Source organism: Bradyrhizobium sp. USDA 4503 (genome assembly GCF_054055815.1).
Genome location: NZ_JBSRXS010000001.1, coordinates 7,546,052 through 7,560,538, shown reverse-complemented (window position 1 = coordinate 7,560,538; position 14,487 = coordinate 7,546,052). Strand labels below are relative to the sequence as shown.

Here is a 14,487-nt window from a genome sequence, read left to right as displayed (position 1 = left end):
ATCGTCCTGCCTATGAGGATAGCAACGGCCTTGGCTCTCCGGATCACGCACTCTGGCGAGTTCGATCGAAGACGTCGCTTGGCTGCAACCGCAAACGGTACACATCAACCGATCTCCAGTTCTTTCACTCGCATCTGCTCGCCGCCCGTTACTTGCAACTGATAGCTGCCGCAGCAAGGACAGGGGTCACCGCGGCGAGCAATTTCGACACTGTTAGAACAGCTCATACACCAGGCGATACCCGGAAGTTCGAGGATCTCAAGAGCTACCCCCTCGGCAATCGTTCGCGTCGCAACGACAGCAAAGCAGAACCTGATCGCATCAGGCGCGACATGGCTGAGCGCCCCGATTTCCAGACAGATGCTCCGCACCCGCGACAACGATCGCTGACGCATCTCCTCCTCGACGATTTGGATGATGCCCAGACAAATCGCCATTTCATGCATCGTCAACTTTGCGAAACCTGAGTGTGAATCCGACACAGGGATCAAGCGATTCAATCACCGCACGAACCGCTTTCTGATGCCGTCTCGCCCTCAGCACCACGCCCTGCAGGTTCCGGACAAGCGGTCCGCTCCTATGGAAATTCCATTCCGTCGGAGCAAGAAATTCGAAGCGGCATATCTGGCCCTGAGGATCAAGCTCAACCGCGTGATAGAGCCTGCCCCTGGCGCATTCGACCGCGGTCGCGGCGCGTCCCGAACCCAACCGGTAGCTTTCGATGATCCCAGGCTCCGCTGAGTCGATATGAGCGCCGGACTTGAGCCAATCGCAGAGCCGAACGATTTCTGCAATTCTGGCCTTCAGCCGCTCGACCGCACCCGACCGACCCAGCCAGAGCCGATCACGCGTCATTTGGCGTGCCCATGGACCCGTCTCGGGCGCACGCCCCCCAAGGTCGGGACAATGACAAAATGTCGGATCATCGCCGAGCAGCCGTTCAATGATGTTGCGGTCGTCGGCAACGGACAGGAACGAGTGCGCGATCCGGATCGATTTCAGGTCGATCTCGTCCAGCGCGGCTATGCGAATTGCCAATGGGCTGCAGGGCCTGGGCACGCCATCTCCGTTCGGCATGCCGATCGCGGCCAGCCCAGCCACAATTCTTGTCGTCGCTTCGCGTCGAGCAGGCCCGCAGGCCGGTTGTCCGCTACCGATAAGTGCGGACATTCCCTGCATCACGGAGCGAATAGCCGCGGCACTGGCGGTGTCCCGGGCAAGATGTCCGACCAAGAGACCCCGCAGCAATTCCGCGATGCGCTCGGCAACGACCAGCGCAACACGATGCTGCCTTGTCGTGGGGCTGATCGCTTCGTCGCGCGCCGTCTCGATCGCAGACAGCAGCGCCGTTTGCTGCGCAACGGCACACAATGCGAAGAGCCGCGGGATCTGTTTGAGCAGCGACGAGGCCGGTTTGCCGACGAACAGCCGCGCCAGCGGTGGCCGGCCTCGGGGCATGATCTCGACCGCGGCAATTACGTCGGCAGCAAGCCAGACCGAGACATCGATTTTGTTGCGGACCGCGAAGCTCATATGCACCGCTGCGTCATTAGCCCACGCAAAACATGTCGGCAGCAGCCGTCCGCGCGCAGTCTGCGAGGTCCCACCGGATTGCGAGCATTCTTTGAGTTCTTCATGTGAAGTACGCCTCCATAATTTCCTGCAGGCGCTCGGCAGAGTCCTCGAAATCCTCGTCAGCAGCCAAGGCAACGATCGGCACGTCTCCGACCTCCACCGTATCAAGGATGACGTCGTCCAAAGAATTGAAGTACTGCACCGACCAGACGTTCCTCACTCCGGTCGCCTGCACGCGGCATGTGCCGTAACCGCGGAAGATGAGCTGGACCGGACCATTGCCCAAACTTTGCTGCAGGAACGCCATGTCCACAGCACTCATCGGCAGCAACGTCAGATTGATAACATGCGCCCGCATGCCCGACCGCCAGACACGCGCCCGCTCGCGTATTTCCGCAAGCACCGCGAGCACGTTCATGGCGCCGTCCGGTACCGCGCCGATCGGAAAGTCGGCAGACGTCAACTCAGTTGCGGCGCGCTGCACAATCTGCGGGATTGCCCCAACCTCAACATATTCGTGCGCCGATTCGGCCCCGATACGCACGCGCCAGATTCCCGCAAGGACCGCCTCCCGGAGTTGCGCAAAAGAGCCATCTGGCAGCGCAACCACGCCGGCGACCTCGCCCTCCCCGAGCACCTCGCCAATCAGCTTGCGCTCGAGCTCGCTGAGATTGGCGAGTCCGTACAGCTGCGTCCGAGTGCTCTGCCTCTGGCCGCGAGCGGCAGCGGCGACATTCGACAACAGCACCGTGACATTCGAATAGTTCCTTGCAAGCTCGTTGCCGTCGCGCCGGGCGCGCTTGGCTACCGCCTCCATAGTCGTCAGCCCGCTATGGAATACATCGAGACTTTCCGCGCCCGTGGCAGACTTGCTCACCACCTGCTCGGCGTCCTCGGATACGACGCGGACCGCTGTCTTCATGATACGATGTCCCGTTGGATCTATCGGGAGGCATAGCCGGCACAAATGCTACCCGCGTACAGCCAAACGATCGGTGCGACGATGCGGCCGATCTTGACCAAACGGTCCAGACGCCTGCCGATCAGGCAGAGCGTATCGTGCCGATGGCACAAAATTGGCGTCGATCGACGACGCGGGCCGAGTCTTCCGACCAGCTTTCCAGCCAACGCATGCGTAGGACCTGCGCTTTGCACGCAATGCCGAAAAGCCTTGATCAATTCAGGAAGGGATAATGCGACATGGACGGCCCGGAGCGAATGCACGGCAGCGACCGCCAGCAGCACTTCGGGCGCGCTCGCGGAAGCGTGCGTGGCCAGGCGTGCATGCGCGCTGATGCTCTTCACCTCGGACGGACAGGGTGCGAGATCATGCCGCGCCGGCTGGAACTTCATCAGACTCCCTTCAGATAGTCCTTGGTTTGAGCTAGGTGAGATGTAGCAAGGCACGTGCCAATCATCGTCGCGCTGTGAGGGAGACTGGAATCATCGCTCGAAGCATTGACCTTTCCATGCGGAAGGTGCGCGCGATTGATCGATTTGCGAGCAGGCGTAGTCACCGCAACATCCGCAGCAGAACCGCTAACGTAGATGCTCGGGCAATTGCGGCTCACGACCGACCAGGTCCGCAAAGAAGGGGCCGCAGTCCTGGCCGTTACGGCTAGCGTCAAGCCCGTCGAGTGCTTCCGAGATCAGTCTTGCTTCATCCTCATCCAAGAGTCGCACGGCGGTGTCGATATGAACGAGCACCCTGGCGCCGACCGGGGCGCAGTAGAGCAGCATGACCGAGACACGCCGCTGTTCGTTGCGATACTCACAAAGTGCCGTGATGTCGTCCGTCTCAACAATCATCATTGGTAAGCCAAGACACATGATCAATCGCGGGCCGCTAGATCGGCTGCGCTCCCATCTCATAACTTGCATGGTCGATATTGTTCGCCAACAGCCGTTCTGATGCAGGCAGCGGCGCCGTTCGCAGTGTGGCCGGCGAGCCCCACTGCGCCAGGAGTTTGCAAGCCAATTCGATCGCCGGCGCAATCTGGAAGCGCACCTGAGGTGTCAGCGGACCGCCCCAGTGCTCCAGGTCCAGCGCCTGACACCCGATGAGAGCGAGGTCTCGCGGGCAGCGGCCAAGCAGATCGGCCGCACTCAAGACCTCCTGAAAGCCGGTCTGATGTAGGCTTATCTTCTTGGCGCCAGCAAATTTTGGCACCTCGGCATCCCGCATGAGCTTCAACTCTCCGGGTGGGAGTGCAAAGTCGATGGCGTCGAACACGATCAGGCAATCGGCCTGCTCAAGATAACTCACGAGGTAGAGCCCCTGCGTGCCGCCATCAAGGACGGTGACGTTGTCAGCGACTACATATCGGCGATGGAACTCCTCTACCGCCCGCACGCCGAACCCCTCATCGGCCCACAGGATATTGCCGATGCCAAGCACAAGGATCCGTTGCTTTTTCTCCGGAACTAGTAACCGCGTGCCATTCAATCGCGAAACTCGCGCTCACCCGAAATCATGGAGGAGATGCTCCGGCGCGACATGATGTCCTCCCGGATCACTGCGTAGATGTGAACCAGCACAAAGACCAAGATCACCCACAGGCCGAGATGATGCCAGGTATGGACGTCCTGGCTATTCGGCCAGATTGAAAACACCCAGCCGAACAGCCTGTCCTGCCAACTGTCGCTACCGGCGCCCTGCCCATAAAGTGCAAAGCCTGTGATGATCATGAACGTGATCGTTTGCGTAAACATAAGGAACATTGCGAGCTGAGCCAGGGGGTTGTGCCCGACGCGTCTGTCGGGCTCAACTGCAAGGAACCCGTACCGGCGAATCTCGTGGTGCACCTCGCGCCAAAAGCACCCGCGCCAGAGCGGAACGCAAAAGATCTGCGTGGCATGTCGATTTCCAATCAGGGCCGAGTAAATGCGCAGAACAAAGCCGACGCTGAGGACATATCCCGCAGAGAAATGCGCAAATCGGATATAGCCGAACAGGAAATTGCCGCTTGCTTGTCCCGACATCGCCGGTGTGCCCGTTCCAATCAGATAGCCGGTTAAGGCCAGCATCAGAATGGCCGCCGCATTGACCCAGTGCCACAGTCGCACCGGCGCGTCATAAACGTAGGCGCCGCGATGGCCGATGCTGCACTCGGTCGGTGCCGCATCGACGGCAGCGGGGGGCTGCCGAGCCTTGTTCAGCATGTCCCTAACGAACATTGACTGAAGCCATTTCTTGGCCGTCAAGACTCATCACATGGGTCGAGCACGCCAGGCACGGATCAAAGGAATGGATCGTACGCAAGATCTCCAGGGGTCGCAGCGGATCGGCCAACGGGGTGCCGATCAGCGAGGCTTCAAAGGCGCCAATATTGCCCTTGGGATCGCGAGGAGATCCGTTCCATGTCGTCGGCACGACACATTGATAGTTGTCGATCTTTGTGTCCTTGATCTTGATCCAGTGTCCAAGCGCACCGCGCGGCGCCTCAGCGAAACCGTAGCCCATCGCCTCCTTGGGCCAACTTTCCGGCTTCCACCTTGTGACATTGGCAGTTGCCGTATTGCCTGCCTTAATGTGGACGACCAACTTATCCTGGAAATAACGGAGCTGATGCGCCGCCCACTGGCATTCGAGTGCCCGCGCCGCGGTACGGCCAAGCGTCGAGAACATCGCCGTCAGGGGAAGATTCAGTCCCTTGAGCAGTCTGTCGGTCGGCTCCTTGAACTCGGCTTTGCCCTGCGCATAACCGATGATGTATCGCGCCAAAGGTCCGACCTCGACGGCGTGGCCGCGCCAGCGCGGCGCTTTGATCCACGAATACTTGCCGCCTTCGTCGAGTTCCTTGATATCGGTCTGACTGCCCTTGACTTTTGGCCCGAGCTCGAAACTCGGTTCGGTGATGCCATCCCATGGATGCAGTCCACAGCAATCGTGCGGGTATTTATACCACGAATGCGTGACGAACTCCTGGATCTGCTCCGGATCACTATGGTCGATCGGCAATATCTCCGTGAGGTTGCCATCAAGGATCACGCCGCGCGGCAGCTTGAGATTGTTCGAAGAACAGTCGTTGGCGTTTTCGAGGATGTCGCCATAGGACATTACGCTTTTGCTTGAAAGTCCGCCGCCATGGAGCCAATCCTTATAGAACGAGCCGATCATTGCGACGTCGGGCAGATAGACCTGCTCGACAAACTCGATCGAACGGTCGATGATCGAGGATACGAGATTAAGGCGCTCCATGTTGATCGCACCCACCGCACCAGTTCCGTCGATGTTGATCGCGCAGGGCACGCCGCCGACCAGCCAGTTCGGATGCGGATTCTTGCCCCCATAGACGGCCTGGATTTTGACGATCTCCTTCTGGAAGTCGAGCGCTTCCAGATAATGCGCCAGGGCTATCAGGTTCGCCTCCGCCGGCAGCTTGTAGGCCGGATGCCCCCAATAACCGTTCTTGAAGGGACCTAACTGCCCTGATCCGAAGAATTTAGTCAGCCTGATCTGCAGATCCTTAAAATAGCCAGGAGACGACAACGGCCACGGCGAGATGGACTGCGCCAGCGCGGAGGTCGACTTGGGGGCGGCCTGGAGCGCGGAGACCACGTCGACCCAATCGAGTGCATGCAGATGGTAGAAGTGCACGAGATGATCATGCACGAGCAAGCACAGCTGCATGATGTTTCGGATCGAATTGGCATTCTCCGGAATCGTGATCCCTAACGCATTCTCAACCGCGCGCACAGAGGTCAGCGCATGGGTGCCGGTGCAGACACCGCAAATCCGCTCAGTAAACGCCCAGGCGTCGCGTGGATCGCGCCCGCGCAGGATGACTTCGATGCCACGCCACATCGTCCCGCTCGAAACCGCATTGCGGATCACGTTGTCGGAATCGACATTGGCTTCGACACGCAGGTGGCCTTCGATGCGCGTCAACGGATCGATGACAATTCGCTTGCCGGAGCGATCGAGATTGAACCCATTTGGTATCTGTCCGGCCACCGTCGCCCTCTTCTCAATTCCGTTTACTTTGGTGGAGCTGTGCGATCCGGCTTGTTGGTCAACCGCTTCACGGCGGTGACCGCCGCATGGGCGGCGACGGTCAGCCCAACCACCCCGGCAGCAGCCATACCAATCTGATCGGCGTTCTTCTCAATGCCGAACTGCTTGATGGTCGTGAGTCGGTCGTAAAATGAACCCTTGTCCCAAAAGCCGTCTTCGGAGCAACTGAGGCAGCCGTGGCCGGATTGAATCGGAAATGAAACACCGCCGTTCCACCGAAGGGCCGAACAGGCATTGTAGGTGGTTGGCCCCTTGCAGCCCATCTTGTAGAGGCAATAGCCCTTGCGTGCGCACTCATCGTCCCACTCTTCGACAAATTGGCCGGCGTCGAAATGGGAACGTCGATAGCATTTGTCGTGAATGCGCTCGGAATAAAACATCTTTGGGCGCCCTTGGCGATCGAGCTCCGGAAGCTTTCCGAACGTGGTGATGAAAGTCACCAAGCCGCTCATGACCTCTGCGATAGGCGGACAGCCGGGCACCTTGATGATCGGCTTGTTCTTGATCACCTGATCGATCGGCGCAGCGCCAGTCGGATTGGGCTTGGCCGCCTGGACGCATCCCCAGGACGCACACGTGCCCCAAGCGATGATCGCCATCGACTCTTCCGCCATCGACCTGAGCTTTTCAACGAACGGCTTGCCGCCGTCAATGCAGAACATGCCCCCCTGCTTCAGCGGCGGATTACCTTCGACCGCAAGCACATACTTGCCTTTATACTTGGCGCGGACTTCCTCCAGGATGGCTTCAGCCTGGTGTCCAGCCGCCGCCATGATCGTATCGTCATAGTCGAGCGAAATCATCGACAGCAGCGTGTCTTTGATCAGCGGATGGGCCGAGCGGATGAAGCTTTCCGAGCAGCAGGTGCACTCGAGCCCGTGCAGCCAGATCACGGGTACGCGCGGCTTGGTCTCCAGGGCGTCGGCAATAGTGCTTGCGGCAAGCGGACCAAGTCCCAAGCTTGCGGCCGTCAAACTGCAGAATTTGTGGAAACTACGACGCGTGATGCCCTGACGTCTGATCACGCTGTAAAGCGTCTCCGTTGCCCCACCCATGAACCCTTCCATGTGAGTCGTCGTCGGCAGTAACGAACTGCTGACGCAGCAGCAAGAAACAGGCCATCGGAGCGCAACGCTTGACTTGGTGCCAAGCCAGCCTTTCGACTCTTGTCCTATCGGCGAGCCGGCCAGCAAACCCCAGGCTCGCGCCGTTGAGCCCTGTCACGCCAGTGATGTCGGGCTTTGAACGTCGATGTGAGAACTTCAACAGAGCAGCACAATGATTTTGCCAATCCAGGGCGACGACGTCATACCCGCTTTTGCACGATCGGAACACGCGCGCGCATACCGGTTGTTGAACGAGTTGGTGCAGTTGACGGGCACCGCCCATCTCAATCAGACTTGCTCTCTGCGGGCCAAATGGGGTTCGATCCGTGTCATAGTCCGACTGCGGAAACATGCCAAAGTGGCCGGCCCAGCGCCGAACAGAACGCGATGCCGAGCCGCGCAGCGCAGCGCACATGCTTTGATTTGCAAGGCGGATCGGTCCGATCTGTCTGTCATTCAATGTGGCTGCCGCACGGCGTTACCAAGGGATCGGGCGCCACGGTCTGGATGTTCTAAAGCGATCATCTAGGAGAGCATCGCGCGGGTCAATCGACGGCAAGCCGCGGTTCTCTTAGCATATCACGACACCGCACTCGCCTGCGAGAGTCTCTTCGCGATGCCGGAAGCGTCACGTTCGTTCCTAGCACCGGCGCAATCCGGCCGAGGATAGCAGCTCCGGCGCTGAGTTCAGTCATCGGTGTCTAGCGGCAACGCCGGTTTCCAACCACGCAAAACTGTCGTCGGGGTCTTTCAACGCCGGGCGAATTATCGAATTATTCCAGCATAGACGATGTACTGGACTTGTTCGCGATAGTACTTGCGGATTTCTCCGGGCGCGGCCGTTCCGACCACCACGATCAGACGCTCCTTCGGGTCGCAGAAAAATTGTGTTCCGTAAGCGCCGGTCCAGGTGAACTCACCTGGATTGCCCGGAACCGCCGAGATACCCTCGCTTATGCGCACAGCCACTCCGAGTCCAAAGCCGAAGCCGGCACGATGCGCCTCCACATTGGCGACCTTATTCTTGATCTCCGGCCCGAGGTGGTTGGAGATCATGTGGCGCACCGTCTTCGGGCCGAGAATGCGCTGCCCATCGAGCTCCCCGCCGTTTAGCAGCATTTGCCCGAAGCGCACATAGTCACCGACTGTCGCAAACGCGCAGGCTCCTCCGCAGTCAAACATTGTCGGACTTTCGAGGAGCTCGATCTTTTGTGGCTTTCCAGTCAGCGGGTCGTCTGGAAACGGATGCGCGAGGCGCTCGCGTTGTGATGTGGACAAATGGAAAGTGGCATCCTGCATCCCGATCGGCTTCCACAGGTTGCTGGCAAGATAGTCGCCCAATCGTTGTCCGCTGACCTGTTCCACAACAGCTCCGAGCACGTCGGTCGAGAAGCCGTATTCGAATTCCGTCCCCGGTTGGTGCGCTAGCGGCAACTTGGTAATGGCCTGGATGAATGCCTGCTTGTCACCCTTTAGCGGCGGGGCTGCAAAATCCGGGTAGAGACGCGCCACTTGGTCTGGACTATCTGGAGGCGCGCCATAGGTGAGACCTGATGTGTGCCGATAAAGATCGTGGATGTAGATCGGAGAACTCTGCGCTTGATACTTTAACGAACCGTCAGGCCGTGGCACCGCGACCTTCATGTTTGCGAATTCCGGGTAATAATCCGTAAGCTTGCCCTGTAGAGGCAGGCGACCTTGCTCCATGAGGGTGAGCCCGGCAACGGCCACCATCGGCTTGGTCATAGATGCAAGCGCGAACATCGCATCGAGCCGCATCGACGATCCTCTTGCAGGATCAAGTTGGCCATACGCCTTGTAATGAATCAGCTTGCCGTCTCGGGCGATTGCAACCACCGCGCCCGGCACGCGCTTGCTTTCGATCTCACGATCGAAGAACTCGTCTAGCTTGGCAAGGCGTTGCTGAGAAACTCCGACGTCATCGGCCATGGCCTCGGGCAGAGGCGCTGAATGCACTGAGTTGAAGCTGATTCCAGCAACCACTGCGGCCATAACAAGCTTGTTCATTCTATCCTCGCCAATAGACGGAGCTGGCTTGCGCTGCTCCAGCTCTGGCATGTCTGGTCTGGCAAGCGGAACGCCCCTCGACCCGGCTTGGCGTGCCTGCGCTCATGTGCTTCTCCTGGAACAGCGTCTGTCGAGGAGAGCTAAGGTGAAGATGACCGCAAAAGCGAACATCACCATACCGCCCGCAACCACACTCGCCTCGCGCCAGCGTGATGCTTGGACGTAGTCTATGACGTAGGCCGACAACACCTTGGTGCGCCCGGGAATATTGCCGCCGATCATCATCACGACGCCGAATGTGCCGATCGTATGAGCAAAACCAATCACAGCGGCTTTGACAAACTCCAATCGCGCCAGCGGCAAACCGATGGTAATGAAGGCATACAACGGAGAAACCCGCGCCGCAGCTTCCAGCGGAGGGTCGCCCATCGCAGCAAAGGCGTTGCGGATTGGCTGCACCACCAAGGGCAACGCCGAGAGCACCGATCCGACTACGATTCCTGCGAAGGTAAAGGCGAGCGAGCGTTCGCCCCAGAAAGAAGCGAGAAGCCCGCCCGGGCCGCTGGGGCCGAGCAGCACGAGGACGCAGAAACCGAGTGCCGTCGGCGGTAGCACCAGCAGCAGCGTGATGATCGCTGCCACCGCCTCGCGCAGAGCAGTCTTTGAACGCGCTAGCCACCACGCGAGCGGCGCACCAATCACCAGGAGGATCATGGTCGTCACGCTGGCGAGCTCGACCGTAAGCGCAACGGATTGCCAAATCTCTGCCGAAAACGCATCCATCGCCGTCAGCCCCCCAGCGAGAGACGGTCGCCGTCTCGGGGCAGTGATCGCCTGCACGTCCGGCGCGCCGAGGCATGGGGCGCGCAGCGCCTCTTAGTCGTGCGGAACTTCGTGGCGGCCCCCACATTGACGCGCGTCGTTCTCGCAAGCAAGAGCAGCGTCGCAAGCTTCATAGGAAACTCCTGTTACGGGGCCACTTCGACCGATCTTGACGGCGGCAGCTCCTCGCTCGTCATCCAGCAATCCCTGTGCCGCTTGCGCAATGTGGTGCACCCTAGGCTCAACGTGAGAAAATACGCACAGACGACGAGTTCGCTGTGGAGTGGATTTTGCGCTCTGTCAGGTTTCCGGCATCTTTGTTCCCGAGCAGACAGCGGCGGCACAATGATGCGGCAGAGTTTGACGCCCTCAGGGTTGCTATTGGATCTTTCGGCGCTTCATGATCACTCGACGCGACCCTTAAGTGGATTCTGTTTCGAAAATTGCCCCGATCGTTTAGAGTTCGCTCGAACGCGGGCGCGGCTGAGCGCAAGCACAACCGCCACAGTCCCATTTACGATAATGGACGCGGCTGGTAGCAAGGGTATCGGAATTCATGCCTTGCTGGACATTGCCGCAAAGGACCTTCAAGCAGCGACGCCTTCATCCGGTAATCATGTGCGCACCGTGATAAACGAGCGCACAACCTTGCGACATGCAGCTAGTTGTGCCGGAGGCACCGAAAACGGTTTGCAGCGATCTACAGAGCGTCCGGGCGGTGCCGTATATCGACCGTGATAGTCCCCCGGGCGCGGGAGACACATGCACAGATCTTTTCGTTCGCGCGTTTCTGCGGCTCGCTGAAGAAGACGTCACGGTGATCAAGCGCACCGTCGATCTTGATGATGTCGATGGCGCAAACACCACACTCGCCGCGCCGGCAATCCGCAATCACCTCGCAACCGGATTCATTGAGTACGTCCAGCAGCGAGCGATCACTCGGAATTTCGATTTCGAGGTTCCGATCGACAAAGCGAACCCGAAATCCTTCAGTCGGCAGCGAGCCGCTCGACCCGAAGGTTTCGTAGCGCAGGTCGGACACCGTTCGTCCTGCGCTATCCCAGGCCCGGCGCGCGGCATCGAGCATCCGCATCGGACCGCACAACATGGTCAAGGCGTCAGGCGGCAGCGAGGCGAACAGATTATCGAAATTGAGCCGGCGCCCCTCATTGGCTGCATGGACAATAAGCCGCTCGTTCAGCAAGGGGGCGAGGACATCCAAATAGGCGGCTTGCTCGCGGGAGGGCACAGCATAATGCAGCGTGAAATCGGCATCGCGGCGGGCGAGTGCCTGAGCTGCCCCAACCAGTGGCGTAATGCCGATGCCGCCCGCAATCAGGCAGTAGTGCCGGCGCGCCCAGTCGATCTGCAGCAACGAGGCAGGCAATGTGATGCTCAGCCGCGCACCCGGCGCAAGGGACCACATGTACCGCGAGCCGCCGCGGCTGTCCTCGGCGCGGCGCACCGCGATACGATAGCCGCCTGGGTCGGCTTCGCCGACCAGCGAGTAAGACCGCGTCTCTGGGCGCCCATCGATAGTGACAGCGACATTGATATGGCTGCCGACCGGATAGGTCGCGCCATCAAAGCTTTCCGGTCTGATCAGCAACTCGCGGATCGAAGGCGTCAGATCGCGCGTCGCGACAAGGGTTGCCGGTATCCAGCTTTCAATGAACCGCATGCAGATTCCTTTACTCGCCTGCCATCCTGATAAGCGCCAGCCCCGGCAGTAGGTCAAAATGCGTCCTGTTCTGGAGCACCAAGCGCAAATTGCGCGCCGCCACTCGCGCATGCTCGCGCATGATCGCCTCAGCGCGCGCACCTTCGCGGTTTTCGATTGCGTCGATCACGACGCGGTGTTGATCTTGCGCAATCATGAGCGTGTCGCGCGCATCCGGCAGTGTCGATTGGGTCATCACAAAGCCGCTTGGGGAGGCAAAGGGCAGCGCGGAGGCGCGATCCACCTGCCGGATCAAGGGCGGGCTACGCGACAATTCAGTCAACATGGCGTGAAGGCGCGCATTGAGCGCGACGTAGGAAGAGAAAGCGTCCACAGAGATTGGATCCTGCCGCACCACGCCGTCGATCTCGTCAAGGCATCGTTTCAAGGGCTCGAGATCGCGCGACGAAGCACCGCGCTCGGCTGCAAAACGAGCGGCGAGACCTTCGAGCGTGCCACGCAGCTCAATCGAATCCATGACATCTCGCTCGGAGAACGTCTTCACCATGAAGCCGCCAGAAGGAATCGCTTCCAGAAGTCCCTCCTCCTCCAGGCGGACCAATGCCATTCGCACAGGGGTGCGCGAAGCGCCGGTCGTCTCAGCAGCCTGCAATTCGGAGATCCGCTCGCCCGGCCGCAAGTCGCCGGACAGGATCAGATCGCGCAAGCCGAGCTGGGCACGTACAGTTTGTGAGACGGAGCGATCGCTTTCGCGCTCGGCCATGCCCTACTCCGTGGCCTGCCGACTGTGCGATTTCTCGGCGTCGATCATCCGGTCTACCAGGCGGCGGGCCCACATCGCGCCCGCATCGATATTAAGATTGTAAAAGGCGCGGTCAGGATTTTCGTCAATCGCGCGCTGCTGCGCCTCGAGGATGACCTCGTCCTCACGGAAGATGCCAGAAACACCTTGGCGGAGCTCGGTCGTCAGGCGCTGTTCGTTTAACCGATAGTTGCGCACAAATGCCCAGAAATAATGGCAGCTCGTTTCCGTTTCGGGCGTGATCGTGTTGAGGACAAGACCGTTGACCCCGGCAGCGCGATTGCCTTCGGGCGCGCCGGTTCCAGTGGGCGCCACGCCGACGTCGATATTGATCGTGCACGGGGCCTCGAAACGAATGATTTGCCAGCGGTCCACCGGACCAGGTTTTTGCAACTGCTTGGCCCAAAATGGCGGCGCGGTAATCCTCTTCATCCAGCGCGTCACGGTGGCGGTCTTCTCCCCATGAGTGACGTCAAACGGCGCTTCCGCGATGGCGTCGTTGCCGATGCTGGCGCCGTGCACAAAAGTTTCGTGCGTCAGGTCCATGAGGTTGTCGATAACCAGACGATAATCGCATTTCAGATGAATGGTATCACCATCGCCGGCCCAAGCGGGATCATCGTTCCAGTGCATGTCCGGCACCAAGGCCGGGTCGGCTAGCGCCGGATCACCCATCCATAGCCAGACGAAGCGATGGCGCTCGACGACGGGATAGGCACGCACACAGGCGGAGGGGTTGATCGTTTCTTGCGAGGGCATGAAGGTGCAGCGGCCCTGCGCGTTGAATTTCAGACCATGATAGCCGCAGACAACGCTGTCGCCCTCAAGGCGGCCTTTTGAGAGAGGCACTAGTCGATGCCAACAGGCGTCCTCGAGCGCTACCACTTCGCCATTGGTGCGCCGATACATCACCACGTGCCTGCCGCAGATCGTGCGCGGCAACAAGGCCTGCTTCACTTCGGCATCCCAAGCGGCTGCGTACCAGACATTCATCGGAAAGCACCGGCTCATGTATCACCCCCAACTCTGGACACTTTATGTATACAATGACGGGTAACTTCGGTTGAAGTGTGGCCATAAACGCACAACTGCGCGGCTGGCCCGGAAAATATGTATACAGAAAAGGGTCCTAAATTGATCTCGCTAGCCAAGCATCAGCTTGGGTTAGCGCGCGGCAAAACGGCAGTACCCGCTGAGTTCGACCTCGCCGGCGCGCATGTCCGACGGCATCTCGCGCCAGAATCTGCGCTGTCCTCATATGGCGGTCTGCTGGGTCCCTAGCCTGATGGGACTCTCAGCACCGTCCAGCGTGCGCAACAACCGCGCGATAGCCCGAGATCGGATCGAGCTTGATAGCTCCAGGTGAAATGCGCAGCGCGAATCGCAGCAACTTTATTGATGCCAACATCGTGCATACGCGCGCTCCCCGAAGCGATAGCAAAGTCGATGGGCGACA

14 protein-coding genes are annotated in these 14,487 nt (G+C 59.7%); all 14 read right to left on the bottom strand.

The window, feature by feature from the left end; translation table 11 throughout:
* Positions 1–104: 104 nt before the first annotated feature.
* The 14 genes from hypA to ACVMIH_RS35825 all read right to left on the bottom strand — a co-directional run bounded on the left by hypA (position 105) and on the right by ACVMIH_RS35825 (position 14,042).
* Positions 105–446, bottom strand: coding sequence for a hydrogenase maturation nickel metallochaperone HypA (gene hypA / locus ACVMIH_RS35890; RefSeq protein ID WP_456828485.1), 342 nt, complete (start codon positions 444–446; stop codon positions 105–107).
* Positions 439–1,533 carry a hypothetical protein gene (locus tag ACVMIH_RS35885; RefSeq protein ID WP_456864996.1) on the bottom strand — a complete coding sequence of 365 codons (1,095 nt, stop codon included), beginning with the start codon at positions 1,531–1,533 and terminating at the stop codon, positions 439–441. The genes hypA and ACVMIH_RS35885 overlap by 8 nt, the downstream gene beginning before the upstream one ends.
* Positions 1,534–1,633: 100 nt before the next feature.
* On the bottom strand, positions 1,634–2,497 hold the full coding sequence (locus tag ACVMIH_RS35880) for a hydrogenase expression/formation protein (RefSeq protein ID WP_456853010.1): 864 nt from the start codon (positions 2,495–2,497) through the stop codon (positions 1,634–1,636).
* Positions 2,498–2,517: 20 nt separating this feature from the next.
* Complete coding sequence (locus ACVMIH_RS35875; protein WP_456853012.1) at positions 2,518–2,928, bottom strand: hypothetical protein; 411 nt, start codon at positions 2,926–2,928, stop codon at positions 2,518–2,520.
* 186 nt (positions 2,929–3,114) lie between these two features.
* The gene (locus ACVMIH_RS35870; protein WP_050402936.1) at positions 3,115–3,405 is read right to left on the bottom strand and encodes a HypC/HybG/HupF family hydrogenase formation chaperone; all 291 of its coding nucleotides are present in this window, start codon (positions 3,403–3,405) and stop codon (positions 3,115–3,117) included.
* 16 nt (positions 3,406–3,421) lie between these two features.
* Positions 3,422–4,021 carry a HyaD/HybD family hydrogenase maturation endopeptidase gene (locus ACVMIH_RS35865; protein WP_456864994.1) on the bottom strand — a complete coding sequence of 200 codons (600 nt, stop codon included), beginning with the start codon at positions 4,019–4,021 and terminating at the stop codon, positions 3,422–3,424.
* A complete protein-coding gene (gene cybH, locus ACVMIH_RS35860; RefSeq protein ID WP_456864992.1) occupies positions 4,018–4,737 on the bottom strand; it encodes a Ni/Fe-hydrogenase, b-type cytochrome subunit in 720 nt (239 codons plus the stop codon). Before cybH ends, ACVMIH_RS35865 begins: the two co-directional genes overlap by 4 nt.
* Before the next feature lie 4 nt (positions 4,738–4,741).
* Complete coding sequence (locus ACVMIH_RS35855) at positions 4,742–6,532, bottom strand: nickel-dependent hydrogenase large subunit (protein WP_456853018.1); 1,791 nt, start codon at positions 6,530–6,532, stop codon at positions 4,742–4,744.
* Positions 6,533–6,555: 23 nt separating this feature from the next.
* Positions 6,556–7,647, bottom strand: coding sequence for a hydrogenase small subunit (locus tag ACVMIH_RS35850; protein ID WP_456828130.1), 1,092 nt, complete (start codon positions 7,645–7,647; stop codon positions 6,556–6,558).
* A gap of 816 nt (positions 7,648–8,463) precedes the next feature.
* Positions 8,464–9,726 (bottom strand): serine hydrolase domain-containing protein, encoded by a 1,263-nt coding sequence (locus tag ACVMIH_RS35845; protein ID WP_456853020.1) that lies wholly within the window; start codon positions 9,724–9,726, stop codon positions 8,464–8,466.
* Between the two features lie 102 nt (positions 9,727–9,828).
* Positions 9,829–10,509, bottom strand: a complete 681-nt coding sequence (locus ACVMIH_RS35840) for a molybdate ABC transporter permease subunit (protein WP_253624788.1) — start codon at positions 10,507–10,509, stop codon at positions 9,829–9,831.
* 739 nt (positions 10,510–11,248) lie between these two features.
* Positions 11,249–12,229 (bottom strand): PDR/VanB family oxidoreductase, encoded by a 981-nt coding sequence (locus tag ACVMIH_RS35835; RefSeq protein WP_456864990.1) that lies wholly within the window; start codon positions 12,227–12,229, stop codon positions 11,249–11,251.
* 10 nt (positions 12,230–12,239) lie between these two features.
* Positions 12,240–12,992, bottom strand: a complete 753-nt coding sequence (locus tag ACVMIH_RS35830; RefSeq protein WP_456828126.1) for a GntR family transcriptional regulator — start codon at positions 12,990–12,992, stop codon at positions 12,240–12,242.
* A 3-nt stretch (positions 12,993–12,995) separates the two neighbouring features.
* On the bottom strand, positions 12,996–14,042 hold the full coding sequence (locus ACVMIH_RS35825; RefSeq protein ID WP_456864988.1) for an aromatic ring-hydroxylating dioxygenase subunit alpha: 1,047 nt from the start codon (positions 14,040–14,042) through the stop codon (positions 12,996–12,998).
* Positions 14,043–14,487: the final 445 nt, after the last annotated feature.

Excerpts from the sequence above, each read along its gene's own strand:
- ACVMIH_RS35850 (WP_456828130.1), bottom strand. The coding sequence starts at position 7,647 with ATGGGTGGGGCAACGGAGACGCTTTACAGCGTGATCAGACGTCAGGGC.
- ACVMIH_RS35880 (WP_456853010.1), bottom strand. The coding sequence starts at position 2,497 with ATGAAGACAGCGGTCCGCGTCGTATCCGAGGACGCCGAGCAGGTGGTG.
- ACVMIH_RS35875 (WP_456853012.1), bottom strand. The coding sequence starts at position 2,928 with ATGAAGTTCCAGCCGGCGCGGCATGATCTCGCACCCTGTCCGTCCGAG.
- ACVMIH_RS35885 (WP_456864996.1), bottom strand. The coding sequence starts at position 1,533 with ATGAGCTTCGCGGTCCGCAACAAAATCGATGTCTCGGTCTGGCTTGCT.
- ACVMIH_RS35845 (WP_456853020.1), bottom strand. The coding sequence starts at position 9,726 with ATGAACAAGCTTGTTATGGCCGCAGTGGTTGCTGGAATCAGCTTCAAC.
- cybH (WP_456864992.1), bottom strand. The coding sequence starts at position 4,737 with ATGCTGAACAAGGCTCGGCAGCCCCCCGCTGCCGTCGATGCGGCACCG.
- ACVMIH_RS35840 (WP_253624788.1), bottom strand. The coding sequence starts at position 10,509 with ATGGATGCGTTTTCGGCAGAGATTTGGCAATCCGTTGCGCTTACGGTC.
- hypA (WP_456828485.1), bottom strand. The coding sequence starts at position 446 with ATGCATGAAATGGCGATTTGTCTGGGCATCATCCAAATCGTCGAGGAG.
- ACVMIH_RS35870 (WP_050402936.1), bottom strand. The coding sequence starts at position 3,405 with ATGTGTCTTGGCTTACCAATGATGATTGTTGAGACGGACGACATCACG.
- ACVMIH_RS35825 (WP_456864988.1), bottom strand. The coding sequence starts at position 14,042 with ATGAGCCGGTGCTTTCCGATGAATGTCTGGTACGCAGCCGCTTGGGAT.
- ACVMIH_RS35830 (WP_456828126.1), bottom strand. The coding sequence starts at position 12,992 with ATGGCCGAGCGCGAAAGCGATCGCTCCGTCTCACAAACTGTACGTGCC.
- ACVMIH_RS35835 (WP_456864990.1), bottom strand. The coding sequence starts at position 12,229 with ATGCGGTTCATTGAAAGCTGGATACCGGCAACCCTTGTCGCGACGCGC.